Source organism: Roseovarius sp. CH_XMU1461 (genome assembly GCF_037027165.1).
GTDB classification, from domain to species: Bacteria; Pseudomonadota; Alphaproteobacteria; order Rhodobacterales; family Rhodobacteraceae; genus Roseovarius; species Roseovarius nubinhibens.
The window spans coordinates 169,941-194,580 of sequence record NZ_JAYMDV010000003.1 but is presented as its reverse complement, the minus strand read 5'-3'; the positions used below and the strand labels follow the sequence as shown (position 1 = coordinate 194,580).

The following is a 24,640-nucleotide window of genomic DNA, read 5'->3' as shown; positions in this document are numbered from 1 at the left end:
GCAAATTCCCGGGCGGACACGCCCTTCATCGGACAAGGAGAATTCCTATGGAAGGCGGCAACGCATTGGCCCAGTTTCTACCCCTCATCCTGATCTTCGCGATCATGTATTTCCTGCTCATCCGGCCGCAGCAGAAGAAGGTCAAAGAGCATCGCGCGATGGTCGAAGCCCTGCGCAAGGGCGACCGCGTCGTGACCCAAGGCGGTCTCATCGGCAAAGTGTCGCGCGTGCAGGATGGTGAGCTTGAGGTCGAGCTGGCCCCGAATGTCAAAGTGCGCGTGCTGCGCCATGCCATTTCGGAAGTGCGTTCGAAGACCGAACCGGCGGAAAGCTGATCCAAAGCTGATCCCGGGGCCCCTGCGCGCGGATGATCCGCAGCGCCGGGGCCTGCGGCGCCACGGGCGTCGCGCGACCCTGACATTCTGACACTGCCCGAAAGCCTGCATCATGCTGAAGATTGATCTGTGGAAACGTATTCTCATCTGGGGCGTGGTTCTCATCGGACTTCTGCTGGCCGCGCCGAACGGGTTCTACAACAGGGTCGAGACGCATAATGACGCGGCCAAGCTGGTCGAGCAGGGGGCGGACCCGGCGAGCGTCAGCGACGAGCTGGCGCAATGGCCGACCTGGCTGCCCTCGGGGCTGGTCAATCTCGGGCTCGATCTGCGCGGCGGTGCGCATCTTCTCGTCGAAGTGCGGGTGCAAGAGGTCTATCAGGCGCGGCTCGAGGCCATGTGGCCCGAAGTGCGCGACCTGCTGCGGGACAATCGCGGCGAGGTCGGCGCGATCCGCCTGCAGCAAGAAAATGCCGAAGAGCTTGTCGTGCAGCTGGTGCAAAAGCCCGAGGCGGTGAGCCAAGCGGTGACGCTGGTGCGCGGGCTGGCACGGCCCGTCACATCGCTGACCGGGGCCGGATCGAACGATATCGAGGTGAGCGCGCGGGGCGACAGTGTCGTGGTGCGGCTCAGCGAGGCCGAACAGCGCGCCACCGACGAGCGGACCGTGCGTCAGGCGCTCGAAATCATCCGCCGCCGGATCGACGAGGTCGGCACGCGCGAGCCGACCATTCAGCGCCAAGGCGCCGAGCGTATCCTGATCCAGGTGCCGGGCATCGGCAGTGCCGAAGAGCTCAAGGCGATCATCGGCACCACGGCAAAGCTCACATTCCAGCCGGTGGTGAGCCGCACGAGCAATGCCAATGAACGCCCCGGCGCGGGCAATGAAATCCTGCCCTCGCTCGACGAAGAGGGGGTGTATTACATTCTGGAACGGGCGCCGGTTGTGACCGGTGAAGAGCTCGTCGATGCGCAGCCCGATTTCGACCAGAACGGGCGGCCTGCCGTGTCCTTCCGGTTCAACACCACGGGCGCGCGGAAATTCGGCAATTACACCGCCGAGAATATCGGCAATCCCTTTGCCATCGTTCTCGACGGCGAGGTGATCAGCGCGCCGGTGATCCAGAGCCATATTCCGGGCGGTTCGGGCATCATCACCGGTCAGTTCACCGTGGAAGAGACCACCAATCTCGCGGTTCTGCTGCGTGCCGGGGCGCTGCCGGCGGGGCTCGATTTCCTCGAAGAGCGGACCATCGGCCCAGAGCTTGGCGCCGACAGTATCGAGGCGGGCAAGATCGCCTGTTTCGTGGCCTTCGCGCTGGTGCTGGCCTTTATGTGGGCGAGCTATGGCCGGTTTGGCCTCTTTGCCAATATCGCGCTCATCGTGAACGTCGGGCTGATCTTTGGCCTGCTGAGCCTGATCGGGGCGACGCTGACCCTGCCGGGGATCGCGGGGATCGTGCTCACCATCGGGATGGCGGTGGATGCCAACGTGCTTATTTTTGAGCGTATCCGTGAGGAAATGGCAACGGCCAAGGGCCCGGCTCGGGCCATCGAGCTTGGCTATGAAAAGGCGCTCTCGGCGATTGTGGATGCCAATATCACCACGTTCATCACCGCCGTGATCCTCTTTGTCATGGGGTCGGGTCCGGTGCGCGGCTTTTCGATCACGCTGGGGCTCGGCATCATCACCTCGCTCTTTACCGCGATCTATGTGACGCGGCTCTTGGTGGTGATGTGGTATGACCGCAAGCGGCCCAAGTCGGTGCTGCAGGGGCGGTCGCTCAAGCTTGTGCCGCAGGTCACCAATTGGGATTTCTTCCGGCGCTGGAAGCTCTCGATCGGGGCGTCGGTTCTGATGATCCTCGTGGCGGTCACCTCTTTTGGGGCGCAGGGGCTCAACTTTGGCATCGATTTCCGGGGCGGCACGACGATCCGCACCGAGAGCGCCGAGAGTATCGACATCGGCACCTATCGCGGCGCCATCGAAGAGCTTGGCCTCGGCGATGTGACCATCACCGAAGTGTTCGATCCGACCTTTGCCCCCGATCAGAATGTCGCCATGGTGCGCATTCAGGCCCAGGACGATCAGGAGAGCGTCACCGCCGAGCTGATCAACAGCGTCGAGGCGGCGCTGGCTGCGGCGGTGCCAGATATCAAGTTCACCTCCGTCGAGAGCGTCGGCCCGAAAGTGTCGGGCGAGCTGATCACCACGGCGGTGATTGCCGTGATGCTCGCGATCGGCGCGGTGCTTGTCTATATCTGGCTGCGCTTTGAATGGCAGTTCGCCTTGGGCGCGGTGGCGGCGCTCGTCCATGACGTGGTGTTGACCATCGGGGTCTTTGCGATCTTCCAGATCCAGTTCGACCTGGCCATTATCGCGGCGCTTTTGACCATCGTGGGCTATTCGCTCAACGATACGGTGGTGGTGTTTGACCGGGTCCGTGAAAACCTGCGCAAATACAAGAAAAAGCAGCTTGGCGAGGTTCTCAACCTGTCGATCAACGAGACGCTGAGCCGGACGATGATGACCTCGGTCACCACGCTTCTGGCGCTGGTGGCGCTCTATTTCCTCGGCGGCGATGTCATCCGTGGCTTTGTCTTTGCGATGATCTGGGGCGTGATTGTCGGGACCTATTCGTCGGTCTTCGTGGCCTCGACCATCCTGCTCAAGCTTGGCGTCAAGCGTGACTGGTCCAAGCCCGATGGCAATGCCGGCACGCAATTTGCCAATGTCGATGCCTGAGGCATTGCTTGCGGTCTTCGGCCTGCCGGGGATCGCGTGGCTGGCGCTGGCGATGGCTATCGCGGGGCTCGTCCGGGGCTTTGCGGGCTTTGGCACGGCGCTGATCTTTGTGCCGGTGGCGGGGATGTTCCTCGCGCCGGCGCAGGTGGTCGGCACCATCGTGATCACCGGGGTGTTTTCGACGGCGGCGCTGCTGCCCCGCGCCTGGCGGCAGGGGGACCGGGCCGAGGTCGGCTGGCTGGTGCTGGCGGCCTTGCCGACGGTGCCGGTGGGGCTCTGGCTCATCACCCAGCTTGACGCGGATGTGGTGCGCTGGACCGTGGCGGTGATCGCGGGCGGCACGCTGGCGCTGCTCGTCTCGGGCTGGCGGTTTACTGGCACGGTGGGGCGCGGTGGTCTGTTGGTCATCGGGGCGCTGGCCGGGCTGATGGGCGGGCTGACCGGGCTCACCGGGCCGATGGTCATTCTGTTTTACCTGTCGGGGCAGGCGGTGGCGCAGTCGGTGCGGGCCAATACGATCCTGTTTCTCGCGGCGCTGGATGTGGTGATCGTGGCCAATCTGCTCATCTCCGGGACGGTGGAGATGAATATCGTCTGGCTGGCGGTGGTGCTGGCCGTGCCCTATTTCATCACCACGATGATCGGGCAGGCGCTGTTTGATCCGAAGCTTGAGAAGACCTATCGCGCGCTGGCGCTGACGGTGATCGGGCTTGCGGTGTTGAGCGGGCTGCCGATCTGGAGCATGATCTGAGCCAAGGAGCGCACCATGCAACTCAATGAGATCACATTCACCTCTGCGACCCCGATTGACGGCTATGGGCCGGGGTTTTTCCGGGTTGGCGGGCAGGTGATGGAGGGGGCGATCCTCGTGACCGAACAGGGCGCAAAGCCTTGGGGCGGGCTCGAGGATGCCGCGACGCTCTTGGCGCTGGCGGGGCAGGTGGATGTGGTGTTCATCGGCACCGGGGGCGAGATTGCGCCGCTGCCCGCCGGGCTGCGTTCAGAGCTTGAGGCGGCGGGGATCGGGGCCGAGATCATGGCGTCGGACGCGGCCTGCCGGACCTATAACGTTCTGCTGTCGGAAGGTCGTCGGGTGGCGGCGGCGTTGCTTCCGGTTGGCGGATGAGTGACGCGCGGCCCTTGCTGGAAACGCGCGCGCTCAGCGTCGGGCGGGGCGGGGTCGGCCTGCTTGATGGCGTCGATCTGCGGATCATGCCGGGCAGTGCGCTGGTCCTGCGCGGGCCGAATGGCAGCGGCAAGACGAGCCTTTTGCGGACGCTTGCGGGGCTGCAACCGCCGCGCGACGGTACCCTTGAGGCCGAGCCGGACGACATCGTGCTCGCCGGGCATCTCGACGGGGTGAAACCCACATTAAGCGTGGCCGAGAACCTGCGGTTCTGGGCCGAGATTTTCGGCACCAGCGGCATCGAGCAGGCGCTCAGGACCTTTGATCTCGACCGGCTGCGCGACCGGATGGCGGCGAGCCTGTCGGCCGGGCAAAAGCGGCGGCTGGGTCTGGCGCGGCTCATCGTGGCGGGGCGCAAGCTCTGGCTCTTGGATGAGCCGACCGTTTCGCTCGACCAAGAGGCGACCGGGCTCTTTGCCAGCGCCGTGCGCGCGCATCTGGATCAAGGCGGGGCGGCGATCATCGCCACCCATATCGACCTCGGCCTCGCGCCGGTCGAGCACATGGATGTGAGCCAGTACCGCGCCGCGCCGCCCGCGCCCGACGATTTCGACGAGGCCTTTGCATGAGGGCGCTGCTGCTAAGGGATCTGCGGCTGGCGATGCGGGCCGGGGGCGGCTTTGGCCTTGCCATGGCGTTTTTCCTGATCGTGGTGGTTCTGGTGCCCTTTGCGGTGGGGCCGCGGGCCGATCTGCATAGCGCCATTGCGCCCGGGGTGCTTTGGCTTGGCGCGCTGCTGGCGTGCCTCTTGTCGCTCGACCGGATGTTCGCGCTCGATTGGGAGGATGGCACGCTCGACCTTCTGGCCACCGCGCCGCTGCCTCTCGAGATGGTGATCATCGCCAAGGCGCTGGCGCATTGGCTGACCACCGGGCTGCCGCTGGTGCTGCTGGCGCCGGTGCTGGGGATCTTGCTCAACCTTGCGCCCGAGGCCTATGGCGCGCTCACCCTGTCGCTCGCCGTTGGCACGCCGGCGCTGTCGGTGATCGGCGCCTTTGGCGCGGCGCTGACGGTGGGGGTCAAGCGCGGTGGGCTGCTGCTGAGCCTGCTGGTGCTGCCGCTCTATGTGCCGAGCCTCATCTTTGGGGCGGATATGGTGCGGCGGGCGAGCGAGGGCGGCGCGGTCACAACCCCGTTATTGCTGCTGGCCGGGATCACCTGCGGCGCAATCGCGCTTTTACCCTTTGCCTCGGCTGCGGTATTGAGGGTGAATCTCAGATGACCGGACGGTGCCCATGAACGCGATCTGGCAATATGCCAACCCGAAGAAATTCATCGACACGTCAGAGCGGCTCTTGCCCTGGGTGGCGGGGCTGGCGGCGCTGTGCCTGGGTGTCGGGCTGTTCTGGGGCTATTTCCTGACGCCCGATGCCGAACGCTTTGGCGCGACGGTCAAGATCATCTATCTGCACGTGCCCGCCGCCATGATGGCGATCAGCGCCTGGTTCATGATGCTGGTGGCCTCGCTCATCTGGATCATCCGCCGCCACCATGTGAGCGCGCTGGCCGCCCGGGCCGCCGCCCCGGTGGGCGCGGTGATGACGGTGATCGGGCTGGTGACCGGGGCGATCTGGGGCCAGCCGATGTGGGGCACATGGTGGGCCTGGGACCCGCGGCTCACCTCGTTTTTGATCCTGTTCCTGTTCTACCTCGGCTATATCGCCCTTTGGGCCGCGATCGAGGATGATGACAGCGCCGCCGATCTGACCTCGATCCTCTGTCTGGTGGGATCGGTCTTTGCGGTGCTGAGCCGCTATGCGGTGAATTTCTGGAATCAGGGGCTTCATCAGGGGGCGTCGCTCAGCCTCGACAAGGAAGAGAACGTGGCGGATGTGTTCTATATCCCGCTGCTGGTCTGTATCGCGGGGTTTGTCCTGTTGTTCGTGGCGCTGGTCCTGATGCGGACTGGGACGGAAATCCGGGCGCGGCGGATGCGCGTCCTGCTGGCACGGGAGCGGATGAAATGATGCCGGATCTGGGCAAATACGCGGTCGAGGTTCTGGCCTCTTACGGGGCGTCGCTCGCGTTGATCGTGGCGCTGGTGGTGCTCAGCGTGGCGCGGGCGCGCCGGGTGCGGGCCGAGCTTGAGACAGTTGAGAAACGGAGCAGGCAGGATGGCTAGGATCTCTCCCTTGATGGCGGCGCCGCCGCTGATTTTCGCGGCGATTGCGGGGCTGTTTCTCGTCGGCATGATGCGTGACGATCCCGATGCGCTGCCCTCGGTCTTTGTCGGGCGCGAGGCGCCGCCGCTGCCGTCCGAGGCGCTGCCGGGGCGGGCGCCGCTGACCGATGCCGATCTGCGCAGCGGTGAGGTCACCATCGTGAATTTCTGGGCCTCCTGGTGCCCGCCCTGCCGGGCCGAGCACCCGACGCTCAAGGCGCTGGCCCAAGAGGGCTTGCGCGTTGGTGGGGTGAATTTCAAGGATGAGGCGGATCAGGCCAATGGCTATCTCGACCGGGATGGCGATCCGTTCTTTGGCGTGAGCTATGACCCGAAAGGGCGCACCGCCATTGATTGGGGCGTCACCGCGCCGCCCGAGACCTTTATCATCGGCCGCGATGGCACGGTTCTCTTTCGCTTTGCCGGGCCTCTGGTCGGCAGTGATTACGAGCAGCGGTTTCGCCCCGCTCTCGACCGGGCCTTGGCGGAGTGAGACCGGTTAAGATCGGTTAAACCCGGTTCGGACGGCTCAATAATCGCATTGTAGATGGCTCACCTCGTCGCTCGCCCGGCAATCATGGGTGTTGGCGGCGTCGCCCTGTGCGCCGACAACGGCGAGGATGACGAGGGCGGCCGCCTGAGCGGTAATCAAGAACCAGCGCATTTTTGTTTTTCCTTATCTGCTTGTCCTAAGACATGGGGCAGGGCGGGAAAAAAAGAAGTGGGCATCTGCGCACGACATTCCCCCTTGGGCCCCCTTCGGGCCTCCTTGAGCGAAATCCAGCGTGGCCTTGCGCGGCAATCCCCCATGAAAAAACCCCCGGTGTGGAACCGGGGGTTTCGTGTTTTTCAGGATGCGGCGTCGGGTGACGCGGCGATCAGGCCGATTTGGCGAGGTTGCGCAGCACGTAATGCAGCACGCCGCCATGTTCGATATATTCGATCTCGATGGCGGTATCGATGCGGCACTTGAGAGTGATTTCCTTGGTGCTGCCATCGGCCATCTTGATCGTGCAGGGCACTTCCTGCTGCGGCTTGATCGTGTCGAGGCCGTGGATCGAGACCTCTTCTTCGCCGGTGAGGCCGAGCGTCTTGCGCGTGTCGCCACCGGTGAATTCGAAGGGGATAACGCCCATGCCGACGAGGTTCGAACGGTGGATGCGCTCGAAGTTCTCGGCGATGACGGCCTTGACGCCCAGAAGCGCGGTGCCCTTCGCGGCCCAGTCACGGCTCGACCCGGCGCCATATTGTTCACCGCCGAAGACGACGAGCGGCGTGCCTTGGGCCTGATAGGCCATGGCGGCGTCGTAGATGGCCGTCTGTTGGCCATCGGGGCCTTTGGTGTAGCCGCCTTCGACCCCATCCAGCATCTCGTTCTTGATACGGATATTGGCGAAAGTGCCGCGCATCATGACCTCGTGGTTGCCGCGGCGCGAGCCGTAGGAGTTAAACTCGCGCACGGGCACCTGACGGTCGATCAGATATTGACCGGCCGGGGTGGTTTCCTTGAACGAACCGGCGGGGCTGATGTGGTCGGTGGTGACCATGTCGCCCAGAACCGCGAGGACGCGTGCGCCTTCGATGTTCGAGATCGTGCCGGGATCCTTGGACATGCCTTGGAAATAGGGCGGGTTCTGCACATAGGTCGATTGCGGCGGCCAGTCATAGGTCTCGCCCTCGGAGGTCTCGACCGCCTGCCATTTCTCGTCGCCTTTGAAGACATCGGCATATTTCGACTGGAAGGCGTCGCGGGTGACGGTCTTTTGCACCAGATCGGCGATTTCCTTGGAGGTGGGCCAGATGTCCTTGAGATAGACCGGGTTGCCGTCCTTGTCGGTGCCGAGCGGGTCTTTGGTGACGTCGACATTCATGTCGCCAGCCAGCGCATAGGCCACCACCAGCGGCGGCGAGGCGAGGTAGTTGGCGCGCACGTCGGGCGAGATACGGCCTTCGAAGTTGCGGTTGCCCGAGAGCACCGAGACGCCGATCAGGTCGTAATCATTGATGCATTTGGAAATCTCGGGCGCCAGCGGGCCGGAGTTGCCGATGCAGGTGGTGCAGCCATAGCCCACGAGGTTGAAGCCGATGGCGTCGAGATCCTCCTGAAGCCCGGCGGCCTCGAGATATTCCGACACGACCTGGCTGCCCGGGGCGAGCGAGGTTTTCACCCAAGGTTTGCGGTTGAGTCCCAGTTCGCGCGCCTTGCGGGCGACGAGGCCCGCGCCGATCATCACATAGGGGTTCGACGTGTTGGTGCAGGAGGTGATCGAGGCGATCACGATCGAGCCGTCGTGGAGCTGATAATGGCCGTCATCGGTGGGCACATAGCCGCGCTGATGGTGGCCTTCGTCGCCGGGGATCTCGGCCGGTTCAGGCTGTCCGCCCTCACCTTCCCAGCGGATCTCGGCCCGCTCGCCGGCGTCACGGCCTTCGCGGAAGCCCTTGACCCATTTGCCGAACTCGGTGGCGGCCACGTCGAGCGCGATATGGTCCTGCGGGCGTTTCGGGCCGGAGATGGCGGGCACCACGGTGCCCATGTCGAGGCTCAGCGTGTCGGTATAGACCGGCGCGTAATCGGCGCCGCGCCACATGCCGTTTTCCTTGGCATAGGCTTCGACCAGCGCGATGCGGTCCTTGTCGCGGCCGGTGAGTTCCAGATAGCGCAGGGTTTCCTGATCGATCGGGAAGAAGCCACAGGTCGCGCCGTATTCGGGCGCCATGTTGCCGATGGTGGCACGGTCGGCCAGCGGCAGGTTGTCGAGACCGGCGCCGTAGAATTCGACGAATTTGCCGACCACGCCCTTTTCGCGCAGCATTTCCACGACCTTGAGCACGAGGTCGGTGGCGGTGGTGCCTTCGACCATCTGGCCGGTGAGCTCAAAGCCCACGACTTCGGGGATGAGCATCGAAATCGGCTGGCCGAGCATGGCCGCTTCGGCCTCGATGCCGCCGACGCCCCAGCCGAGAACCGCCGCGCCATTGACCATGGTGGTGTGGCTGTCGGTGCCGACGAGCGTGTCGGGATAGGCCACTTCGGTGCCGTCCTGGTCGACATCGGTCCAGACGGTCTGGGCCAGATATTCGAGGTTCACCTGGTGGCAGATGCCGGTGCCGGGGGGCACGACGCGGAAGTTGTTGAACGCGCCTTGGCCCCATTTGAGGAACTGGTAACGCTCCATGTTGCGTTCATATTCGCGGTCGACGTTCATCTGGAACGCGCGCGGATTGCCGAACTCGTCGATCATTACCGAGTGGTCGATGACCAGATCGACGGGGTTGAGCGGGTTGATCTTCTGCGCGTCGCCGCCCAGCGCCTTGATCCCGTCGCGCATCGCGGCCAGATCGACCACCGCCGGAACGCCGGTGAAATCCTGCATCAAGACACGGGCCGGACGATAGGCGATCTCGCGCGGGTTCTTGCCGCCTTTCTCTGCCCAATCGGCAAAGGCCTTGATGTCATCGGTGGTGACGGTCTTGCCGTCCTCGAAACGCAGCATGTTTTCGAGCACCACCTTGAGCGCGGCGGGCAGGCGCGAAAAATCGCCCAGACCTGCGGCCTCGGCGGCGGCGATGGAGTAATAGGATACGGATTGGCTACCGACCGTGAGTTGCTTGCGCGTCTTGGCGGTGTCCTGACCAACGGTAATGGGCATTGGGATCTCCTTCCGGCTGGGAATGGCTCTGGCTTGGGTTGCTTCTGACTGATTTGCGGCAAGCGATCAAGGGGTCTGAGCGCAAATTGTATACGAGTGTACACAATTTCAAGCGCCTTGCGGGCTGTCACAAGGCATCGCGCAGGCGTGATTGGTTTCACGCGCCGTTTGACGCTAGGTTTTCCAGAGGGCAAAAGCCCAATGTGATATAGAGCAGACTGACCAAGGAACGGAGCGGCGCATGGCGCGAGGATGGAGATCGATAGCGTGTGGACTGGCTCTGGCCCTTCCTCTGGTTCTGGGCCTTGGCGCGGGATCGGCGGCGCAGGCGCAGGGCCGGGCCGTGGTGGTCGAGCTCTTTACCTCGCAGGGCTGTTCCTCTTGCCCGCCGGCGGATGAGTATCTGCATGAGCTGGCCAAGCGCGACGATGTGATCGCGCTGGCGCTGCATGTGGATTATTGGGATTACATCGGCTGGAAGGATATTTTCGCCGATCCCGCCTATACGGCGCGGCAGCGTAAATATGCCAAGGTCGCCGGGCGGCGCATGGTCTATACGCCGCAGATGATCATCAACGGGCAGGAAGATGTGGTCGGCAATCGGCCGCAGGATGTGCAGGCCTTGATTGCGGCGCATCAGGCGAAACCGGCGCAGGTGCGGCTTCATGTGACGCGGGCGGGGCGGGCGTTGCAGATCACCGCGCGCGATGTGAGCGGGGCGGGGCAGAGCTGGGATGTGCAGCTGGTGTCCTACCGGCCTGAAAGCCCGGTCAAGATCACCCGGGGCGAGAATGCCGGGCATGATTTCACCTATGCCAATGTGGTCACCGGGATCACCCGGATCGCGCAATGGCAGGGCAATACGCCGCTGTCGCTGAACGCCAAGGCGCCGGGGGATGGGCCGGTCGTGGTGGTGGTGCAGCGCGCCGGGCTGGGTCGGATCGCGGCGGCGCAGATCGCCAAATAACCCGAAGTTAACCTGAAAATGTCACGTCGGTGGCGCGTCGGTTACGCGTCGGTATTGCGACGGTCCTGCATATGGCGGGCGCGGGCCTCGGCGAGATCGCCGGTGCCATCCTTCCAGCGGCGGTGAATCCAGAACCATTGGTCCATGTGATCGCGCACCTGCGCCTCGAGCCGGTCGTTGAATTCGCGCGTCATCTCGACCGGGTCGCCATGGGCGATGGGGGCCTCGACATGGATGTCGAAATGGAGGCCGTCGGGGCGGCGGATGCCCCAGACCGGGACCAGCGGCGCGTCATATTTCAGCGCCAGCTCGGCGGTGACGAGCGAGGTCAGCGCGGGCTGGCCGAAGAAATCGAGCGGCACGCCGTCCTGCGCGTTGAGATCGTTGAGAATGGCCAGCACGCCGCCTTTGCGCAGATGTTTGACCATGGCGACCATGCCGCGTTTGCCCTGTTCGAACATCGGCTGGCTCAGCGCGTCCATGACCTGGGTGTAATGGACGTTGAAATAGCGGTTCTTGAGCGGGCGGTAGAAGACGCCCATTTCGAACCCCTGTTCGATCATCGCGATGCGGGCGGCGTTGAAACTGCCGAAATGGCCGGTGACAAAGATCACCGGGCGGTTCTCGGCGCGGGCCTTGCGGATCGCCTCCATGCCGGGGCCGGAGACGGTGGATTGGCGCGCGGTCTCGATGAAATCGCGGGTCGAATACATCTCGATCATGTTGCGCCCGGCATTGTCGGGCACCCAGCGGACGAGGCGATTGACCTCGGCGGGGCTGAGATCGGGGCGCACCTGGGCGAGGTTTTCGCGCACCCGTTTGCCATAACCCGCCAGCGGCGCGACAAGGCGCGCGGTGATCCAGCCCATCACCGGCACGCGGGTCCGGTAGGGCAAGAGAAGCGCCAGCCCGATCAGCCCACGCAGCACGAGGTTCACCACATATTCGCTGGCGCGGGGGAGAAACGGGTCTTTGGACATGGGCTTGGCCGCCTTGTTGTTCACTGGCCCCGACATAAAGCGGACGGGACACGGGGACAAGCGCGGTGATCAGCGGTGGGATCTGCGGCAGACCGGGTCACTCCTCCTCATCGTCGTCTTGCGGGGTGACGAGGGAGATTTCGCCCGCCGCGTCGAGGCGGCGGATGGCGTTGATCACCTCGGTCATCGCCTCCTCGCCGGTGCGGGGGCGGACGGTGCCCATCTCCTGCATCGCCTCGCGGAGGTTTTCCGACATGCGTTTCGACATGTTCGACAGCAGGAATTCCGCGACATTGTCGAGCCCGGCCGGTCCGGCGGCGGCGAGCGCGGTGACGAGCCGGGTCTGATCGACCTCGCGCAACACGCGCGGCACATCGGCGGTGCCGAGCCGCTCGGGGATATGGGCGAAGGTAAAGATCGCCTTGCGCACCTGTTCGGCGAAATCGCGGTCCTCTTCTTCGAGCCCCGACAGCACATCGTCGCGCAGCGAGGAGAGCGAGGAATTGAGGATCGCGCCCACCCGTTCCACCGGCCCGTCGGCAAAGGCCATCACCGGCTTGTCGGCGAGCTGCGCGGCGAGGGCCATGCCGATGCGTTCGACGGCGACCGGGTTCACCGCCTCGGTCTGCGACACGGCATAGGTGATGCGGCGGGCGGTTTCGCCGGGCAGTTTGCCCAAGAGTTCGGCGGCGCGGGTCACCTCGAGTTTCGACAGGAGCACGGCGGCCACTTCGGTGCATTCGGCCTGAATGAGCGGGGCGAGTTCCGAAAGCTCGGCCTTGCGGACCTGATCCCACGGGTCGCCCATCTGCCGCACGCCCGCCTCCTTGCGCAGGCGCGAGGCGGTCTGGGGCGAGAGCCTGCCGCCCAGTTCCGAGAGCGCGCCGGCGACGCCATGCGGGAAGATGAGGCCCATCGCCTCAAGCTCGGACGCGAATTCGCCGAGCACCGCGATGAGCGTTTCGCGGTCGACATAGCGCATTGCGCCCATCTGGGTGGTCAGGCTTTCCTGCAGCGGTTCGGGCAGGTCGGCGAGGCGCAATTCGGCGCCTTCCTTGAGCAGGAAGCGCACGATGATCGCGGCCTTTTGTCGGCGGGTCAGGTGGGCGGCAGGACGCAGGGGCGCGGTGCTGCCCTCGATCTGCGCCAGCGATGTCGGTGAGCCCATGGTCATCCTCGTCTGGTTCCGGCTCAGACTAGGGGCCAAGGGTGAAAAATCGCCTAACGGGTTTGGGGGGGCGGGGGACGCCCGGTCGCGGGTTGTATCCGGGCCAAATCGGAGATTTGGCAGCGCCCGAACCGCCCCCACGGGGCGGGCGCTTGCGCCCACCCCTCGGTTCGGGCGCGGGGGCGTTTCGGAGACGCAAAAGGGCCGCCCTAAGAGGCGGCCCCTGGGTTTGGTCGGTCGGGTGGGATCAGCTCTCGCCGAAGACTCGGCCAAAGATCGTGTCGACATGTTTGGTGTGGTAGTCCATGTCGAATTTGGCGCGGATGCCGTCTTCGCCCAGCGCGGCGACAACCTCGGCATCGGCGAGCAGAAGTTCCTGGAAGTCGAGACGCTCTTCCCAGACCTTGAGCGCGTTGCGCTGCACCATGGAATAGGCGTCTTCGCGGCTGACACCGGCCTGGGTCAGGGCGAGGAGCACCCGCTGGCTCATCACCAGGCCGGGGAATTTATTCATGTTGTCGAGCATGTTCTCGGGGAAGATCAGCATCTTGTCGATGACGCCGGTCAGCCGGTTCAGCGCGAAATCGAGCGTCACGGTGGCGTCGGGGCCGATGCCGCGCTCGACCGAGCTGTGCGAGATGTCGCGCTCGTGCCAGAGCGCCACGTTTTCCATCGCCGGGATCACCGTCATCCGCACGAGACGGGCGAGGCCGGTGAGGTTTTCGGTCAGCACCGGGTTCTTCTTGTGCGGCATGGCCGACGAGCCCTTTTGGCCCATCGAGAAGAATTCCGCCCCTTCGAGCACTTCGGTGCGCTGCATGTGGCGGATTTCGATGGCGACGTTTTCGATCGACGAGGCGATGACGCCGAGCACGGCAAAGAACATCGCGTGGCGGTCGCGCGGGATCACCTGGGTCGAGATCGGCTCGGGCGAGAGGCCGAGCTTGGCGCAGACATGTTCCTCGACCCGGGGGTCGATATTGGCGAAGGTGCCGACCGCGCCCGAGATGGCGCCGGTGGCGATCTCTTCGCGGGCCTGTTCGAGGCGGCGCTTGTTGCGGTCCATCTCGGCATAGAAGCGGGCGAAGGTGAGCCCCATGGTGGTGGGTTCGGCATGGATGCCGTGGCTGCGGCCGACGCGCACGGTGTTCTTGTGCTCCATCGCGCGTTTCTTGAGCGCGGCGAGCAGCTTGTCCATATCGGCGAGCAGGATGTCGGCGGCGCGCACCAGCTGCACGTTGAGGCAGGTGTCGAGCACATCGGAGGAGGTCATCCCCTGATGCACGAACCGCGCCTCTTCCGAGCCCACATGTTCGGCGAGATGGGTCAGGAAGGCGATGACGTCATGCTTGGTCACGGCTTCGATTTCGTCGATCCGGGCGACATCGAATTCCACGTCCTTGGCCTTCCACACGGCCTCGGCGTTTTCGCGGGGGATCACGCCGAGATCGGCCATGGCGTCACAGGCATGGGCCTCGATCTCGTACCAGATGCGGAATTTGGTCTCGGGCGACCAGACGGCAACCATTTCGGGGCGCGAATAGCGGGGAATCATGCTAGCGGTGTCCTGTGGTGATGGATGGGTTGCTGCGGGGTTTAGACCCGTGCGCCCAAAGGAACAAGGCAGGAGCGCGAAAGTGGGTCGTTTTGCCCGTGTTTTGGCGGATTTCGAAGGGGTTTGGCAGCTTTCGCGCGAGATCGTTCAGGCGGATGGCGGGCGGGCGCGCTTTGCCGGGGAGGCGATGTGGCGGCCCGATCCCGAGGGGCTGCGCTATGAGGAGCGGGGGCTGTTGCAGATCCCCGGCCAGCCCGCGATGCAGGCCGAGCGGCGCTATCTGTGGCGTGACGATCTGACGGTGTGGTTCGACGATGGGCGGTTCTTCCATCAGGTGCCGCCTGAGGGCGGTGAGACCGGCCATTGGTGCGATCCCGATCAATATGACGTGGCCTATGAGTTCGGCCGCTGGCCCGAGTTCACCGTGCGCTGGCAAGTGCGGGGGCCGCGCAAGGATTATGAGATGCGGAGCCTCTACAGGCGCGGCTGAGCCGTTTAGGCGAGGATGCCATTGGCGGTGTCGAGCACGGCGGGCAGGATGCGGGCGCGGACCTCGTCAAAATCATAGCTGAGCCCGGAGACCGAGACCTGCACCGCCGCCTCGGAGCGGCCGCCGGGGCCGGTGATCGGGGCGGCGAGGCTGATTTCATTGAGGATCACCTGATCGCGGGTGAGCGCATAGCCGTTGCGGCGGCATTCGACGATATCGGCGTTGATCGCGTCGCGGTCGGTGATCGTCTTATGCGTATAGGGGTGCACCTCCCAGGTTTCGACCGCCTGCCAGCGGTCCTCTTCGGCCCAGGTCGAGAGCATCACCCGGCCCGAGGCGGTGCAGAGCGCGGGCACCCGGCGGCCGACGATGGAGGCGGCGAAATGTGTGCGCTGCGAGGGCAGGCGCAGCGCGTAGATGATGTGATTGCCCGACATCTGCGCGAGGTTCACCGTCTCGCCGATCTGCTGCGACAGTTCCACCAGTTTCGGCAGCGCCCGGGCGATGATCGGATCGGACCAGTAATAGGCATAGGCCAGTTCGAGCCAGGCATGAGAGGGACGGAATCGCCGGGTCGCGCTGTCACGGTCGAGCATGCCCTCGACATGAAGCGTGTGGGCGAGGCGCTGAACCGCGCTTTTTTGCAGCCCGGTGCGCTGCACCAGTTCCGAGAGCGACAGGCTGGCATGAGATTCGTCGAAAGCGCGGAGCAATTTCAGCCCTTTGGCCAGCGTGCCTGCGTAAAGTGAGCTGTGCTTTTGCGCGGTCTCTTCGCCCATATTTTAAGTCTCCCCCCAATTGAGCCCCGACATGATCCGCAAAAACCCTTGACGGGTGCGGGACTCTTCCGCTTAACTTGATCATATAACGATGCTGTGTGTCAAATAGTGATACTCGACATCCCGTCAAAAAACTGCCACCCACAGGGAGCCGACATGAAAACTTTCCTTTTCAAGACCACTGCCATTGCTGCGCTGGCTGCCAGCACCGCGATGCCTGCCCTGGCCGACAAGGCCTCGGGCACGCTTAACGTGGCCTTCACCAAAGAGCTCGAGAACGTCGACAGCTATTTCAACTCGTCGCGCGAAGGCGTCGTGTTGCAGCGGGCGATCTGGGACGGTCTGATCTATCGCGATCCCGAGACCAACGAATATATCGGCAACCTCGCGACCAGCTGGGAGTGGATCGACGACACCACGCTCGAGCTCAAGCTGCGCGAAGGGGTGACGTTCCACAACGGCGAAGCGTTCAACGCCGATGACGTGGTGTTCACGGTCAATTACGTCGCCAAGGAAGAAAACGGCGTCAAGACGCAGCGCAATGTGAACTGGATGAAATCGGCCGAGAAGGTCGATGATTACACCGTGCGCATCCTGCTCAAGGACAAGTTCCCGGCGGCGATCGAATTCCTGTCGGGTCCGGTGTCGATGTACCCGAATGAATATTACGCCGAGGCCGGACCCTCGGGCATGGGTCTCAAGCCCGTGGGCACCGGCCCCTATAAGGTGACCGAAGTGGTGCCGGGCCAGCATTTCGTGCTGGAGGCCAATGAGAGCTATCACGACAGCCCCAAGGGCCAGCCGGAGATTGCCAAGATCGACATCCGCACCATCCCGGATGTGAACACGCAGATGGCCGAGCTGTTCTCGGGCTCGCTCGATCTGATCTGGCAGGTGCCGTCGGATCAGGCGGAAAAGCTCGCCACGATGGACCAGTTCACCGTCGCCAATGAATCGACCATGCGGGTCGGTTACCTGCAGATGGATTCGGCCGGTCGCAGCGGTGAGGACAACCCGTTCACCAAGCTCAAGGTGCGTCAGGCGATCAACCACGCGATCAACCGTCAAGAGCTTGTCGATGCGCTGCTCAAGGGCAAGAGCAAGGTGGTTTATACCCCCTGCTTCCCGAGCCAGTTCGGCTGTATCCAGGACGTGACCGAATATGAGTACGATCCGGAGAAGGCCAAGGCGCTGCTGGCCGAGGCGGGCTATCCCGATGGGTTCACCATCGAGTTCTACGCCTATCGCGACCGGCAATATGCCGAGGCGATTGCCAGCTATCTCAACGCCGTCGGCATCCAGACCGATTTCAAGATGCTGCAATATTCGGCGCTGCGCGAGCTCAACATGAATGGCGAAGTGCCGATCTCGTTCCAGACCTGGGGCAGCTATTCGATCAACGACGCCTCGGCCATGGTCAGCCAGTTCTTCAAGCACGGCGCGCTCGATTCGACGCGCGACGACGAGGTGCTCGAATGGCTCAACGTGGCCGACAGCTCGACCAACCCGGACGAGCGGATCGAGTATTACACCAAGGCGATCCAGAAGATCACGCAAGAGGCCTATTGGGCGCCGATGTTCACCTATAACACCAACTACGTCTTCACCGGCGAGGTCGATTACACCCCGACACCTGATGAGGTGCTGCGGTTCGTCGACATGAGCTGGAAGTAAGATCCAAACCGCGAGGGGCGCGCCTGGTCGCGCCCCTTATCCCCTGACCATGTGATGCCTCTCTTCAGGTCTGGCCCCAAGGGCCAGGCGGCGGGTGGTGTCATGTGCAGTTCGAGGTTTATCAAATGTTACCTTTCATCCTGAAACGTCTGGGCCTCGCGTTGCTTGTGGCCTTTACCGTCAGTTTCATCAGCTTCTCGCTGCTCTTCCTGTCGGGTGATCCGGCGGCGGCGCTCGCGGGCGAGACCGCCAGCGGCGAAGATGTCGAAGCGATCCGGCGGCTCTATGGGTTCGACCGGCCGATGCTGGTGCAATATGGCGAATGGCTCTTGTCTGCCGTGCAGGGCGATTTCGGGGAAAGTTACTATTTCAAGCTGCCGGTGGCGTCGCTCATCGCGGAGCGGCTGCAGGTGACCATGCTGCTCGGTGTCTGTGGCATCAGCTTTGCGCTGCTGACCGCCGTGCCGCTGGGCGTGGTGGCGGCGATCCGGCCCAATTCGCTCATCGACCGGGTGGCGCTGTTCCTGTCGGTGGCGGGGCAGGCGATGCCGTCCTTCTGGTTCGGTCTGATCCTGATCGTGATCTTTTCGATCACGCTCGGCTGGCTGCCGCCTTCGGGGGCCGCGAGCTGGAAACATTTCATCATGCCGACCGTGGTGCTCGGCTATTACGCGATGCCCGCCATCATGCGGCTGACGCGGGCCGGGATGCTCGATGTTCTCAATTCGGATTACATCCGCACGGCACGGGCCAAGGGCGCGGGCGAGGGGCGGGTTTTGTTCAAACACGCGCTGCGCAACGCGATCATCCCGGTGGTGAGCCTCGCGGCAGTGCAGATGGGCTTTATGCTGGGCGGCTCGATCGTGGTCGAGAGCGTCTTTGCGCTGCATGGCGCGGGCTACCTCGCCTGGGAGAGCATCGCCCGCAATGACCTGCCGACGGTGCAGGCGCTGATCCTCGTTTTCTCGATGTTCTACATCGTTTTCACCTTCCTGGCCGACGTTCTCAACGCCTGGCTCGACCCCCGTATGCGGAGTAGCTGATATGAGCAGTGATGTGACAGATCCCCTCACGGCGGAAATCCAAGGGCCGACCCCGCGCGAAATGCTCAAGGCACGGGCGCGGGGGCATAAGGGCCTCATCTTTGGCATGGGCATCGTTGGCCTGCTGGTTCTGGTGGCGATCCTCGCGCCGGTGCTGGCGCCGCATGATCCCTATGCGCAGAGCCTGATGAAACGCATGGCGCCGCCCGTCTTCCTTGGCGGCACATGGGAGCATCCGCTCGGCACCGACCATCTGGGCCGCGATTACCTCAGCCGTCTGATCTATGGCGCGCGGGTGTCGCTTCTGATCGGGGCGGTGGCGGCGCTGATTTCCGGTGTCATCGGCACCGCGATGGGCGTCGCGGCGGGCTATTTCGGCGGCAAGGTCGATGCGGTGGTGACCTTTCTCATCAACGTACGCCTCGCGATGCCGGTGGTTCTCGTGGCGCTGGCGGTGGTGGCGATCCTTGGCGGGTCGCTTACCGTGGTGATCTGTGTGCTGGGGCTGTTGCTCTGGGACCGGTTCGCGGTGGTGATGCGGGCCTCGACCCTGCAGGTGAGCCGGCGCGATTACGTGGCGGCGGCGCAGGTGATCGGCGCCTCGACCCCGCGCATTCTCTTGACCGAAATCATGCCCAATATCTTCAACAACCTGATCGTGGTGATCACCCTCGAGATGGCCCATGCGATCCTGCTCGAAGCGGCGCTGAGCTTTCTCGGGCTGGGCGTGCAGCCGCCGACCCCGAGCTGGGGTTTGATGGTGAGCGAGGGCAAGAACATGATGCTGTTCGAGCCCTGGCTGGTGCTGATCCCCGGTGCGGTGCTGTTCCTTCTGGTGCTGGCGATCAATCTCATGGGCGACGGTCTGCGTGACGTCACCGCCCCCGAAGGACGGAGCTGAGCCATGACCGAAGAGACGCTTCTGAGTGTGCGCAACCTGACGCTGACCATCCCCACGGGGAGCGGTATCCTGCATGCGGTGCGCGGTATTGATTTCGATCTCAAGCGGGGCGAGACCCTGTCGATCGTGGGCGAAAGCGGGTCGGGCAAATCGCTCACCTCGCTGGCGGTGATGGGTCTTCTGTCGAAGGGCATCAAGCGCGAGGCCGACGAGATGCGCTTTGACCAGACCGATCTGCGCAGCGCCTCGCCCAAGGTGATGCGCGATCTGCGCGGCAACCGCATGGCGATGATCTTTCAGGAACCGATGACCTCGCTCAACCCGGCCTATACGATCGGCGATCAGCTGATCGAGACCCTGCGGCTGCACCGCCGGGTCAGCAAGGCCAAGGCGCGCGAGCGGGCGATTGAACTGTTGGAAAAGGTCGGCATCACCGCCGCGGCGAGCCGGTTGGGGCAATATCCCCATCAGCTTTCGGGTGGGTTGCGGCAGCGGGTGATGATCGCGCTGGCGCTGATGTGCGAGCCGGATCTTCTCATCGCGGACGAGCCGACCACGGCGCTCGACGTGACCATTCAGGCGCAGATTCTGCGGCTCCTGGTCGATCTCACCAAAGAGATGAACATGGCGATGATCCTGATCACCCATGATCTTGGCGTGGTGGCGCGGGTCGCCGACAAGGTGGCGGTGATGTATGCCGGTGAGCTGGTCGAGACCGGCCCGGCCAAGGACATCTTTGCCGCGCCGAGCCATCCCTATACGCGCGGCCTGCTGCGCTGCATCCCGCAGCCCGGCAAGACCGAACGCGGCGCGCCGCTCGGCACCATTCCGGGCATCGTGCCGTCGCTCATCGGCGAGGTCACGGGCTGTGCCTTCCGCACCCGTTGCGCCCATGCGCAGCCGGCCTGCCGCGAGGCCATCCCGCATCATGGCGATGCCGCGCATCGTTTCCGTTGTATCCATCCCGACGGGGCCCGCTCCGCCGAGACCGCCGAAGGAGAGCCCGTATGAGTGAGCCCGTTCTCAAACTCGACAAGGTCAAGAAGACCTATACCGTCAAGCAGGGTCTCTTTGGCGAGCGCAAGCCGCTGACAGCGGTCAACGAGGTGAGCCTGTCGCTCGACAAGGGCGAGGTTCTCGGCCTCGTGGGCGAGAGCGGCTGTGGCAAGTCGACCATGGCCAAGCTCTTGCTCGGGCTGGAAGCGCCCACATCGGGGCAGGTTCTCGTGGATGGCGAGCCTCTCGATGGGCTTGACCGGCGCGCGCTGGCGAGCCGGTTGCAGCCGATCTTTCAAGATCCCTACAGCTCGCTCAACCCGCGCAAGTCGATCTATGACATCATTTCGCTGCCGCTGCGGGTCCACAAGATCGGCGACAACGCCAGCCAGCAAAAGGCGGTGAAGGATATTCTCGATGTGGTGGGTCTGCCGCAGCGGGTGATGAACACCTATCCGAGCCAGATGTCCGGCGGCCAGCGGCAGCGGGTCGCCATCGCGCGGGCGCTGGTCATGCGGCCCGAGATCGTCATCTGCGACGAGCCGACCTCGGCGCTCGATGTGTCGGTGCAGAGCCAGATCCTCAACCTGCTGGGCGAGCTGCGCCGGGAGTTTGGCCTCACCTATCTGTTCATCAGCCATGACCTCGCGGTGGTCGAGCATCTGGCGACGCGGGTGGCGGTGATGTATCTCGGGCGGATTGTCGAAGAGGCGCCGGTGGCCGATCTCTTTGAAGCGCCGAAACACCCCTATACCAAGGCGTTGCTCAATTCGGTGCTCACGCCTGAGCCGGGGCTGGGCGTGCCGGAAACCGCGCTGGGTGCCACCTATCCCAACCCGATCGACCCGCCCTCTGGCTGTGCCTTTCACCCGCGCTGCCCGATGGCGACCGAGCATTGCGCGGCCAAAGCCCCGCGCGCCATCGACACGCCTGCGGGCCATGTCGAATGCCATCTGCACGATCCCGAAAGTCCCATGTACAACAAGGACGCCGCTTAAATCATGTCGCACGCGCTCTCTTCGTCTCAGCACACCACGAAACATGTGATCGAAACAAAGGGGGGCGTGGTGGCATCACAGCACCGGCTCGCCGCAGAGGCGGGGGCCGAGGTGCTGCGCGCCGGGGGCGACGCGGTGGATGCGGCGGTGGCCTGTTCCTTTGTGGTGGGCGTGCTCGAGCCATGGATGAGCGGCCCGGCGGGCGGCGGCGCGGCGGTGCATTGGCGTGCCGACAGCGGCGAGGCGGTGGCGATCAATTTCGGCATGCGCTCGCCCAAGGGCTTGCGGGTTGAGGACTATCCTCTCTCGGGCGAGGGCAAGGCCGGCGACCTCTTTCCATGGGAGCGGGTCACCGAGGATCGCAACGTGCAAGGGGCCACCGCGATTGCGGTGCCCGGCACGGTCGAAGGGCTGGGCCAGGCGCATGGGCGCTGGGGCAAGATGCCCTGGGCCGAGCTGGTCGCGCCGGCGGTGGCCCATGCGCGGCAGGGGATGCTCGTCGATTGGTATGCGGCGCTGATCATCGCCTCGACCGCGCGCGAGCTTGCCAAGGACCCGGATGCGGCGGCGATGTTCCTCGATGACGGGCAGTGGCCCAAGGGCTCGGGCTGGACCGCGATCCCCGACAACCGTCTCGATCAGTCGCGGATGGCCGACAGTCTCGATATCGTGGCGCGGGGCGGGGCGCGGGCCTTTCACGAGGGCGATCTGGCGCAGGCCATGGCACGCGATGTGCAGGAAAAAGGCGGCTCGCTCAGCTATGACGACCTCAAGGGCTATCGCGCCTGGATGGGGGCAGCGACGCCGGTCAAATACCGCGATGCGCTCTATCATGTGATGCCGGGGCTGACGGCGGGGCCGACCTTTGCCCGCGTGATGGAAGAGCTCGAAGCCGTCGATATGTCGACCCCGGCGCAGGCCTATGCCGCCTATGCGCGGGCGCTCGATCAGGCCTATGCCGAGCGGCTGGGCAAGATGGGCGACACGGGCGAAGTGCCGGAAGCGCCGGGATGCACCACGCATTTCGCGGTGGTCGACCGGGCGGGCAATATGGTGACCCATACCCAGACGCTTCTGTCCATCTTTGGCAGCCGTGTGGTGTCGCCCTCGACCGGGTTCTTGATGAACAACGGCATCATGTGGTTCGACCCCGAACAGGGCAAACCCAATTCGCTCGGCCCGGACAAATCCTGTTTGATGAATGTCTGCCCGGTGCTGGGCGCGGTGGGCGACAAGCGTTTCGCCATTGGCGCGTCGGGCGGGCGCAAGATCGTCTCGGCGGTGTCGCAGCTCGCGTCTTTTGTCGTCGATGGCGGCATGGATATTGCCGGGGCCTTTCACAACCCGCGCATCGATGTGTCGGGCGGCGGTCAGATCATCGCCGATGAGACGCTGGATGAGGATGTGCTGGCGGCGCTCGGCGAGGTGCTGCCGATGAAAACCACGCGCCGCACCGTGCTGCCCTATGCCTTTGCCTGCCCGGCGGGGGTGATGCGGCAGGGCGCGGTGAACACCGGCTGTACCGAGATCATGTCGCCCTGGGGCGACGCCGCATTGGAAGACTGATTGGAGAAACCATGACCAGAGACGCCGCACTTGCCCATGTCGCCGATTATTACGACAGGGGCGCGTTTCAAAGCGAGCTTGCCGAGCTCGTCACCTATCGCAGCGAGAGCCAGAACCCCGCGCCCGAGGCGGCGGCCGAGCTGCGCCGCTATCTCGACGAGGCGATGCTGCCCCGGCTGAGCAAGCTGGGCTTTGACTGCGAGATCATCGCCAACCCGGATCCGCGTGGCGGGCCGCTGCTCATTGGCGAGCGGCGCGAGGGCGAGGGCCTGCCGATGGTGCTCACCTATGGGCATGGCGATACGGTGCGCGGGCAGGATGATATGTGGCGCGAGGGGTTGCAGCCCTGGGAGCTCGTCGAAGAGGGCGAGCGGCTCTATGGCCGGGGGGTGGCCGACAACAAGGGGCAGCATCTGATCAATATCGCGGCGCTGGAATCGGTGCTGGCGGTGCGCGGCAGTCTCGGCTTTAACCTGCGGATCGTCATCGAGATGAGCGAAGAGGTGGGCTCGTCCGGGCTGCCCGAGGTCTTCGCGGCCTATAAGGATCGGCTCGCGGCGGATGTTCTCATCGCATCGGACGGGCCGCGGCTGCAGCCCGAGGTGCCGACGATGTTCATGGGCTCGCGCGGCGGCACGACCTTTGATCTCATCGTCGAGACCCATGAGGGCGCGCATCATTCGGGCAATTGGGGCGGGCTTCTGGCCGATCCGGCGATGATCCTCGCCCATGCGCTGGCCGAGATCACCGACCGGCGTGGCCAGATCAAGGTGCCGGAATGGCGGCCAGACAGTCTCACCGACAAGATCCGCGACGCGCTGCGCGATCTGCCGGTGGCGGGGGGCGATGGCCCGGCGGTCGATCCCAATTGGGGCGAAGAGAGCCTGACGCCCGCCGAGCGGGTCTTTGGCTGGAACAGCTTTGCGGTTCTGGCGATGGTGTCGGGCGTGCCCGATGCGCCGGTCAACGCGATCTCGGGCTGGGCGCGGGCGAGCTGTCAGCTGCGCTATGTGGTGGGGACCGACCCTAAGGATGTGATCCCCGCGCTGCGCCGTCATCTCGACCGGGCCGGGTTCGACAATGTGCGGATCGAGCCGCATGACCGGGGGTTCTTTGCCGCGACGCGCCTTGATCCCGATCACCCCTGGGCCGAGTTCGTCGGCAACTCGATCCGCAAGACCAGCGGCGGCGATCTGCATGTGCTGCCGAACCTCGCCGGGTCGCTGCCCAACGACAGTTTCACCGATATTCTCGGTGTGCCGACCATCTGGGTGCCGCATTCCTATCGCGGCTGCTCGCAACATGCGCCGAACGAGCATGTGTTGAAATCCGTCTGCCGCAGCTCTCTCGAGGTCATGGCGGGCGTCTTCTGGGATATAGGTGAGACAGGCGGCCCCAAGGGCTAAGCCTGCGTAACAAGTACCATCACTCACGACAAAAAG

Annotated in this window: 24 protein-coding genes; 18 read left to right on the top strand and 6 right to left on the bottom strand. The window is 64.4% G+C overall.

From position 1 onward, the window contains the following. The first annotated feature begins 47 nt into the window (after nucleotides 1-47). From yajC to WA237_RS10155, 9 genes are all read left to right on the top strand, one after another. A complete protein-coding gene (gene yajC / locus WA237_RS10195; protein ID WP_009814266.1) occupies nucleotides 48-335 on the top strand; it encodes a preprotein translocase subunit YajC in 288 nt (95 codons plus the stop codon). Between the two features lie 112 nt (nucleotides 336-447). Then, nucleotides 448-3,081, top strand: a complete 2,634-nt coding sequence (gene secD / locus WA237_RS10190) for a protein translocase subunit SecD (protein ID WP_009814267.1) — start codon at nucleotides 448-450, stop codon at nucleotides 3,079-3,081. Beyond that, on the top strand, nucleotides 3,068-3,832 hold the full coding sequence (locus WA237_RS10185) for a sulfite exporter TauE/SafE family protein (protein WP_336097608.1): 765 nt from the start codon (nucleotides 3,068-3,070) through the stop codon (nucleotides 3,830-3,832). Before secD ends, WA237_RS10185 begins: the two co-directional genes overlap by 14 nt. Nucleotides 3,833-3,847: 15 nt before the next feature. Further along, on the top strand, nucleotides 3,848-4,207 hold the full coding sequence (locus tag WA237_RS10180) for an Mth938-like domain-containing protein (RefSeq protein ID WP_009814269.1): 360 nt from the start codon (nucleotides 3,848-3,850) through the stop codon (nucleotides 4,205-4,207). Continuing rightward, nucleotides 4,204-4,836 carry a heme ABC exporter ATP-binding protein CcmA gene (gene ccmA / locus WA237_RS10175; protein WP_336097605.1) on the top strand — a complete coding sequence of 211 codons (633 nt, stop codon included), beginning with the start codon at nucleotides 4,204-4,206 and terminating at the stop codon, nucleotides 4,834-4,836. Before WA237_RS10180 ends, ccmA begins: the two co-directional genes overlap by 4 nt. Then, on the top strand, nucleotides 4,833-5,489 hold the full coding sequence (ccmB, locus tag WA237_RS10170; RefSeq protein ID WP_216014957.1) for a heme exporter protein CcmB: 657 nt from the start codon (nucleotides 4,833-4,835) through the stop codon (nucleotides 5,487-5,489). The genes ccmA and ccmB overlap by 4 nt, the downstream gene beginning before the upstream one ends. 13 nt (nucleotides 5,490-5,502) lie before the next feature. Further along, entirely contained in the window at nucleotides 5,503-6,234 is a 732-nt protein-coding gene (locus WA237_RS10165) for a heme ABC transporter permease (protein ID WP_216014958.1), read from the top strand. After that, complete coding sequence (gene ccmD / locus WA237_RS10160) at nucleotides 6,231-6,389, top strand: heme exporter protein CcmD (RefSeq protein WP_216014959.1); 159 nt, start codon at nucleotides 6,231-6,233, stop codon at nucleotides 6,387-6,389. Before WA237_RS10165 ends, ccmD begins: the two co-directional genes overlap by 4 nt. After that, on the top strand, nucleotides 6,382-6,921 hold the full coding sequence (locus tag WA237_RS10155; RefSeq protein WP_040618033.1) for a DsbE family thiol:disulfide interchange protein: 540 nt from the start codon (nucleotides 6,382-6,384) through the stop codon (nucleotides 6,919-6,921). The genes ccmD and WA237_RS10155 overlap by 8 nt, the downstream gene beginning before the upstream one ends. A 36-nt stretch (nucleotides 6,922-6,957) precedes the next feature. Here the strand turns inward: WA237_RS10155 and WA237_RS10150 are convergent, their stop codons facing one another. Next, the gene (locus tag WA237_RS10150) at nucleotides 6,958-7,092 is read right to left on the bottom strand and encodes a hypothetical protein (RefSeq protein ID WP_009814275.1); all 135 of its coding nucleotides are present in this window, start codon (nucleotides 7,090-7,092) and stop codon (nucleotides 6,958-6,960) included. Nucleotides 7,093-7,306: 214 nt separating this feature from the next. Beyond that, nucleotides 7,307-10,081 carry an aconitate hydratase AcnA gene (gene acnA / locus WA237_RS10145; protein WP_336097603.1) on the bottom strand — a complete coding sequence of 925 codons (2,775 nt, stop codon included), beginning with the start codon at nucleotides 10,079-10,081 and terminating at the stop codon, nucleotides 7,307-7,309. Between the two features lie 241 nt (nucleotides 10,082-10,322). Between acnA and WA237_RS10140 the strand changes: the two genes are divergently transcribed. Beyond that, on the top strand, nucleotides 10,323-11,048 hold the full coding sequence (locus WA237_RS10140) for a DUF1223 domain-containing protein (protein ID WP_336097602.1): 726 nt from the start codon (nucleotides 10,323-10,325) through the stop codon (nucleotides 11,046-11,048). Between the two features lie 41 nt (nucleotides 11,049-11,089). Here WA237_RS10140 and WA237_RS10135 read toward each other — a convergent pair whose 3' ends face one another. From WA237_RS10135 to purB, 3 genes are all read right to left on the bottom strand, one after another. Further along, nucleotides 11,090-12,028, bottom strand: a complete 939-nt coding sequence (locus WA237_RS10135) for a lysophospholipid acyltransferase family protein (RefSeq protein WP_336097601.1) — start codon at nucleotides 12,026-12,028, stop codon at nucleotides 11,090-11,092. A gap of 97 nt (nucleotides 12,029-12,125) precedes the next feature. After that, the gene (locus WA237_RS10130; protein ID WP_420854380.1) at nucleotides 12,126-13,202 is read right to left on the bottom strand and encodes a flagellar motor switch protein FliG; all 1,077 of its coding nucleotides are present in this window, start codon (nucleotides 13,200-13,202) and stop codon (nucleotides 12,126-12,128) included. 241 nt (nucleotides 13,203-13,443) lie between these two features. Beyond that, nucleotides 13,444-14,751 carry an adenylosuccinate lyase gene (gene purB / locus WA237_RS10125; RefSeq protein WP_009814280.1) on the bottom strand — a complete coding sequence of 436 codons (1,308 nt, stop codon included), beginning with the start codon at nucleotides 14,749-14,751 and terminating at the stop codon, nucleotides 13,444-13,446. Between the two features lie 82 nt (nucleotides 14,752-14,833). Between purB and WA237_RS10120 the strand changes: the two genes are divergently transcribed. Continuing rightward, nucleotides 14,834-15,241 carry a DUF6314 family protein gene (locus tag WA237_RS10120; RefSeq protein ID WP_336097600.1) on the top strand — a complete coding sequence of 136 codons (408 nt, stop codon included), beginning with the start codon at nucleotides 14,834-14,836 and terminating at the stop codon, nucleotides 15,239-15,241. 5 nt (nucleotides 15,242-15,246) lie between these two features. Here the strand turns inward: WA237_RS10120 and WA237_RS10115 are convergent, their stop codons facing one another. Continuing rightward, the gene (locus tag WA237_RS10115) at nucleotides 15,247-16,020 is read right to left on the bottom strand and encodes an IclR family transcriptional regulator (protein ID WP_216014964.1); all 774 of its coding nucleotides are present in this window, start codon (nucleotides 16,018-16,020) and stop codon (nucleotides 15,247-15,249) included. Between the two features lie 156 nt (nucleotides 16,021-16,176). Here WA237_RS10115 and WA237_RS10110 point away from each other — a divergent pair, with 156 nt between their 5' ends. The 7 genes from WA237_RS10110 to WA237_RS10080 all read left to right on the top strand — a co-directional run bounded on the left by WA237_RS10110 (nucleotide 16,177) and on the right by WA237_RS10080 (nucleotide 24,604). Further along, the gene (locus WA237_RS10110) at nucleotides 16,177-17,694 is read left to right on the top strand and encodes an ABC transporter substrate-binding protein (RefSeq protein ID WP_040618035.1); all 1,518 of its coding nucleotides are present in this window, start codon (nucleotides 16,177-16,179) and stop codon (nucleotides 17,692-17,694) included. A 125-nt stretch (nucleotides 17,695-17,819) separates the two neighbouring features. Next, nucleotides 17,820-18,737 carry an ABC transporter permease gene (locus WA237_RS10105; RefSeq protein ID WP_009814285.1) on the top strand — a complete coding sequence of 306 codons (918 nt, stop codon included), beginning with the start codon at nucleotides 17,820-17,822 and terminating at the stop codon, nucleotides 18,735-18,737. A 1-nt stretch (nucleotide 18,738) separates the two neighbouring features. After that, the gene (locus WA237_RS10100; protein WP_009814287.1) at nucleotides 18,739-19,638 is read left to right on the top strand and encodes an ABC transporter permease; all 900 of its coding nucleotides are present in this window, start codon (nucleotides 18,739-18,741) and stop codon (nucleotides 19,636-19,638) included. A gap of 3 nt (nucleotides 19,639-19,641) precedes the next feature. Then, complete coding sequence (locus WA237_RS10095; RefSeq protein WP_009814288.1) at nucleotides 19,642-20,649, top strand: ABC transporter ATP-binding protein; 1,008 nt, start codon at nucleotides 19,642-19,644, stop codon at nucleotides 20,647-20,649. Further along, complete coding sequence (locus WA237_RS10090) at nucleotides 20,646-21,632, top strand: ABC transporter ATP-binding protein (protein WP_336097598.1); 987 nt, start codon at nucleotides 20,646-20,648, stop codon at nucleotides 21,630-21,632. Before WA237_RS10095 ends, WA237_RS10090 begins: the two co-directional genes overlap by 4 nt. Before the next feature lie 3 nt (nucleotides 21,633-21,635). Then, the gene (locus WA237_RS10085) at nucleotides 21,636-23,198 is read left to right on the top strand and encodes a gamma-glutamyltransferase (protein ID WP_336097597.1); all 1,563 of its coding nucleotides are present in this window, start codon (nucleotides 21,636-21,638) and stop codon (nucleotides 23,196-23,198) included. A gap of 11 nt (nucleotides 23,199-23,209) precedes the next feature. Continuing rightward, nucleotides 23,210-24,604: a M20 family metallopeptidase gene (locus WA237_RS10080; RefSeq protein WP_336097595.1), complete on the top strand. Its 1,395-nt coding sequence runs from the start codon at nucleotides 23,210-23,212 to the stop codon at nucleotides 24,602-24,604. The last annotated feature ends 36 nt before the right edge of the window (nucleotides 24,605-24,640 follow it).

Coding starts and splice junctions, on each gene's coding strand:
- yajC (WP_009814266.1), top strand. CDS start 48: ATGGAAGGCGGCAACGCATTGGCCCAGTTTCTACCCCTCATCCTGATC.
- secD (WP_009814267.1), top strand. CDS start 448: ATGCTGAAGATTGATCTGTGGAAACGTATTCTCATCTGGGGCGTGGTT.
- WA237_RS10185 (WP_336097608.1), top strand. CDS start 3,068: ATGTCGATGCCTGAGGCATTGCTTGCGGTCTTCGGCCTGCCGGGGATC.
- WA237_RS10180 (WP_009814269.1), top strand. CDS start 3,848: ATGCAACTCAATGAGATCACATTCACCTCTGCGACCCCGATTGACGGC.
- ccmA (WP_336097605.1), top strand. CDS start 4,204: ATGAGTGACGCGCGGCCCTTGCTGGAAACGCGCGCGCTCAGCGTCGGG.
- ccmB (WP_216014957.1), top strand. CDS start 4,833: ATGAGGGCGCTGCTGCTAAGGGATCTGCGGCTGGCGATGCGGGCCGGG.
- WA237_RS10165 (WP_216014958.1), top strand. CDS start 5,503: ATGAACGCGATCTGGCAATATGCCAACCCGAAGAAATTCATCGACACG.
- ccmD (WP_216014959.1), top strand. CDS start 6,231: ATGATGCCGGATCTGGGCAAATACGCGGTCGAGGTTCTGGCCTCTTAC.
- WA237_RS10155 (WP_040618033.1), top strand. CDS start 6,382: ATGGCTAGGATCTCTCCCTTGATGGCGGCGCCGCCGCTGATTTTCGCG.
- WA237_RS10150 (WP_009814275.1), bottom strand. CDS start 7,092: ATGCGCTGGTTCTTGATTACCGCTCAGGCGGCCGCCCTCGTCATCCTC.
- acnA (WP_336097603.1), bottom strand. CDS start 10,081: ATGCCCATTACCGTTGGTCAGGACACCGCCAAGACGCGCAAGCAACTC.
- WA237_RS10140 (WP_336097602.1), top strand. CDS start 10,323: ATGGCGCGAGGATGGAGATCGATAGCGTGTGGACTGGCTCTGGCCCTT.
- WA237_RS10135 (WP_336097601.1), bottom strand. CDS start 12,028: ATGTCCAAAGACCCGTTTCTCCCCCGCGCCAGCGAATATGTGGTGAAC.
- WA237_RS10130 (WP_420854380.1), bottom strand. CDS start 13,202: ATGACCATGGGCTCACCGACATCGCTGGCGCAGATCGAGGGCAGCACC.
- purB (WP_009814280.1), bottom strand. CDS start 14,751: ATGATTCCCCGCTATTCGCGCCCCGAAATGGTTGCCGTCTGGTCGCCC.
- WA237_RS10115 (WP_216014964.1), bottom strand. CDS start 16,020: ATGGGCGAAGAGACCGCGCAAAAGCACAGCTCACTTTACGCAGGCACG.
- WA237_RS10110 (WP_040618035.1), top strand. CDS start 16,177: ATGAAAACTTTCCTTTTCAAGACCACTGCCATTGCTGCGCTGGCTGCC.
- WA237_RS10105 (WP_009814285.1), top strand. CDS start 17,820: ATGTTACCTTTCATCCTGAAACGTCTGGGCCTCGCGTTGCTTGTGGCC.
- WA237_RS10100 (WP_009814287.1), top strand. CDS start 18,739: ATGAGCAGTGATGTGACAGATCCCCTCACGGCGGAAATCCAAGGGCCG.
- WA237_RS10095 (WP_009814288.1), top strand. CDS start 19,642: ATGACCGAAGAGACGCTTCTGAGTGTGCGCAACCTGACGCTGACCATC.
- WA237_RS10090 (WP_336097598.1), top strand. CDS start 20,646: ATGAGTGAGCCCGTTCTCAAACTCGACAAGGTCAAGAAGACCTATACC.
- WA237_RS10085 (WP_336097597.1), top strand. CDS start 21,636: ATGTCGCACGCGCTCTCTTCGTCTCAGCACACCACGAAACATGTGATC.
- WA237_RS10080 (WP_336097595.1), top strand. CDS start 23,210: ATGACCAGAGACGCCGCACTTGCCCATGTCGCCGATTATTACGACAGG.